The organism is Bacteroides sp. MSK.20.12, assembly GCF_019052435.1.
Lineage (GTDB): Bacteria > Bacteroidota > Bacteroidia > Bacteroidales > Bacteroidaceae > Bacteroides > Bacteroides xylanisolvens.
The window spans coordinates 1-3,497 of sequence record NZ_JAHQVH010000086.1 but is presented as its reverse complement, the minus strand read 5'-3'; the positions used below and the strand labels follow the sequence as shown (position 1 = coordinate 3,497).

Genomic DNA, 3,497 nt, shown 5'->3' with positions numbered 1-3,497 from the left:
ATCCCATAGCTTCGGTAAATTGCTTAATGCCCGATTATTATCCACGCCAAACTCCTCGACTAGTGAGCTGTTACGCACTCTTTAAATGAATGGCTGCTTCCAAGCCAACATCCTAGCTGTCTTAGCAATCTGACTTCGTTAGTTCAACTTAGCAATTATTTCGGGACCTTAGCTGATGGTCCGGATTCTTCTCCTTTAGGACATGGACCTTAGCACCCATGCCCTCACTCCTGGGATCGAACTACTGCGCATTCGGAGTTTATCAAGACTTGATAGGCGGTGAAGCCCTCGCATCTTATCAGTCGCTCTACCTCACAGTAGTAATTCCCAAGGCTGCACCTAAATGCATTTCGGGGAGTACGAGCTATCTCCAAGTTTGATTAGCCTTTCACCCCCACCCTCAGTTCATCCGGAAGCTTTTCAACGCTTATCGGTTCGGTCCTCCAGTTAGTGTTACCTAACCTTCAACCTGACCAAGGGTAGATCACTTGGTTTCGCGTCTACTCCTTCCGACTAATCGCCCTGTTCAGACTCGCTTTCGCTTCGGCTACACATTTTAAAATGCTTAACCTTGCCGGAAAAAGTAACTCGTAGGTTCATTATGCAAAAGGCACGCCGTCACAACTTACGCTGCTCCGACCGCTTGTAGGCGCACGGTTTCAGGGACTATTTCACTCTTCTATTCGAAGTGCTTTTCACCTTTCCTTCACAGTACTGGTTCGCTATCGGTCTCTCGGGAGTATTTAGCCTTACCGGATGGTCCCGGCAGATTCACGCAAGATTCCTCGTGTCCCGCGCTACTCAGGATACCACTACGCTTCGTTTAGCTTCGAATACCGGACTATCACCGTCTATGGTTTCATTTTCCAAAGAATTCTTCTCACTAAATTTCTTGCGACATCGTGGTCCTACAACCCCAATATTGCCGTAACAACATTGGTTTGGGCTAATCCCCGTTCGCTCGCCACTACTTGGGGAATCATTATTATTTTCTTTTCCTGCAGGTACTAAGATGTTTCAGTTCCCTGCGTTAGCCTCTTGCTATGCAAGATGTCATTCCTTCAGAATGACGGGTTGTCCCATTCGGAAATCTTCGGATCAAAGGTTATTTGCACCTACCCGAAGCTTATCGCAGCTTATCACGTCCTTCATCGCCTCCGAGAGCCAAGGCATCCGCCATGCGCCCTTGCTTACTTTCTTTCAAACGTTTTATTCGCGTATTGGTATTGACTTGTGGAATTGCTTCCGGCTGTCAATATTGCATACTCGAACACGTACGGTTTGATATATACTTTTAGCTCTTACTTTTAATTTTACTTTTTGTACATCATGTCAAAGATCGTTTCTCTTTTCAGAGAGAGTGGAGAATAACGGATTCGAACCGTTGACCCTCTGCGTGCAAGGCAGATGCTCTAGCCAGCTGAGCTAATCCCCCAAGAGGTTGTTCAAGAATATCGTTTTTTAGCTTTTAGCTTTCAGCTTTCGCTGTTCCTCATTCTTGAGCTTGGTAGTCCCAGGCAGAGTTGAACTGCCGACCTCTACATTATCAGTGTAGCGCTCTAACCAACTGAGCTATAGGACTAGTTCAACCTTGTCTACCTGATGTTAGACTCGGCTTCTTTTTTCTCTTGTTTATCTCTATCTATACTTCTATAGATGGTTGATCTATATATTATAAATAAACAAGTACCAGTAGTACAAAAAACAGAACCTTTAAAGTCACTATTTTTAACGATGGGCGTTTTACATTATTCATGTAGAATTGCATCGTCTTACGACATCGCTCCAGAAAGGAGGTGTTCCAGCCGCACCTTCCGGTACGGCTACCTTGTTACGACTTAGCCCCAATTACCAGTTTTACCCTAGGACGCTCCTTGCGGTTACGTACTTCAGGTACCCCCGGCTTTCATGGCTTGACGGGCGGTGTGTACAAGGCCCGGGAACGTATTCACCGCGCCATGGCTGATGCGCGATTACTAGCGAATCCAGCTTCACGAAGTCGGGTTGCAGACTTCGATCCGAACTGAGAGAGGTTTTTGGGATTAGCATCCTGTCGCCAGGTAGCTGCCTTCTGTACCCCCCATTGTAACACGTGTGTAGCCCCGGACGTAAGGGCCGTGCTGATTTGACGTCATCCCCACCTTCCTCACATCTTACGACGGCAGTCTCTCTAGAGTCCTCAGCATGACCTGTTAGTAACTAAAGATAAGGGTTGCGCTCGTTATGGCACTTAAGCCGACACCTCACGGCACGAGCTGACGACAACCATGCAGCACCTTCACATTTGCCTTGCGGCTAACCTGTTTCCAGATTATTCAAATGCAATTTAAGCCCGGGTAAGGTTCCTCGCGTATCATCGAATTAAACCACATGTTCCTCCGCTTGTGCGGGCCCCCGTCAATTCCTTTGAGTTTCACCGTTGCCGGCGTACTCCCCAGGTGGAATACTTAATGCTTTCGCTTGGCCGCTTACTGTATATCGCAAACAGCGAGTATTCATCGTTTACTGTGTGGACTACCAGGGTATCTAATCCTGTTTGATACCCACACTTTCGAGCATCAGTGTCAGTTGCAGTCTAGTGAGCTGCCTTCGCAATCGGAGTTCTTCGTGATATCTAAGCATTTCACCGCTACACCACGAATTCCGCCCACCTCTACTGTACTCAAGACTGCCAGTTTCAACTGCAATTTTACGGTTGAGCCGCAAACTTTCACAACTGACTTAACAATCCACCTACGCTCCCTTTAAACCCAATAAATCCGGATAACGCTCGGATCCTCCGTATTACCGCGGCTGCTGGCACGGAGTTAGCCGATCCTTATTCATATGGTACATACAAAATCCCACACGTGGAATACTTTATTCCCATATAAAAGAAGTTTACAACCCATAGGGCAGTCATCCTTCACGCTACTTGGCTGGTTCAGACTCTCGTCCATTGACCAATATTCCTCACTGCTGCCTCCCGTAGGAGTTTGGACCGTGTCTCAGTTCCAATGTGGGGGACCTTCCTCTCAGAACCCCTATCCATCGTAGTCTTGGTGGGCCGTTACCCCGCCAACAAACTAATGGAACGCATCCCCATCGATAACCGAAATTCTTTAATAGTAAAACCATGCGGTTTTAATATACTATCGGATATTAATCTTTCTTTCGAAAGGCTATCCCCGAGTTATCGGCAGGTTGGATACGTGTTACTCACCCGTGCGCCGGTCGCCATCTTTAGTTTGCAAGCAAACTAAAATGCTGCCCCTCGACTTGCATGTGTTAAGCCTGTAGCTAGCGTTCATCCTGAGCCAGGATCAAACTCTTCATTGTAAAAGTATCTTTTTCATCTGTTAAGATGATTTCTTGCTCTGTTCAGGACGCCGTAAATTTATTGACCTTATCCAAATACCTATCATCCTCAATCGTATCGCTACTCTCTCGGACAAGTATTGACGGTTCTATTTTTTTACTTGTACTACTTGTATTGTTTATCAATATTTCAAAGAACT

2 tRNA genes and 2 rRNA genes are annotated in these 3,497 nt (G+C 46.4%); all 4 read right to left on the bottom strand.

The window, feature by feature from the left end:
• Nucleotides 1-1,200 (bottom strand): 23S ribosomal RNA (locus tag KTR06_RS24165); the annotation flags it as partial.
• 161 nt (nt 1,201-1,361) lie between these two features.
• Nucleotides 1,362-1,435, bottom strand: a tRNA-Ala gene (locus KTR06_RS24160).
• A 70-nt stretch (nt 1,436-1,505) separates the two neighbouring features.
• A tRNA-Ile gene (locus KTR06_RS24155) sits at nt 1,506-1,582 on the bottom strand.
• A gap of 207 nt (nt 1,583-1,789) precedes the next feature.
• Nucleotides 1,790-3,318, bottom strand: a 16S ribosomal RNA gene (locus KTR06_RS24150).
• Between the last annotated feature and the right edge of the window lie 179 nt (nt 3,319-3,497).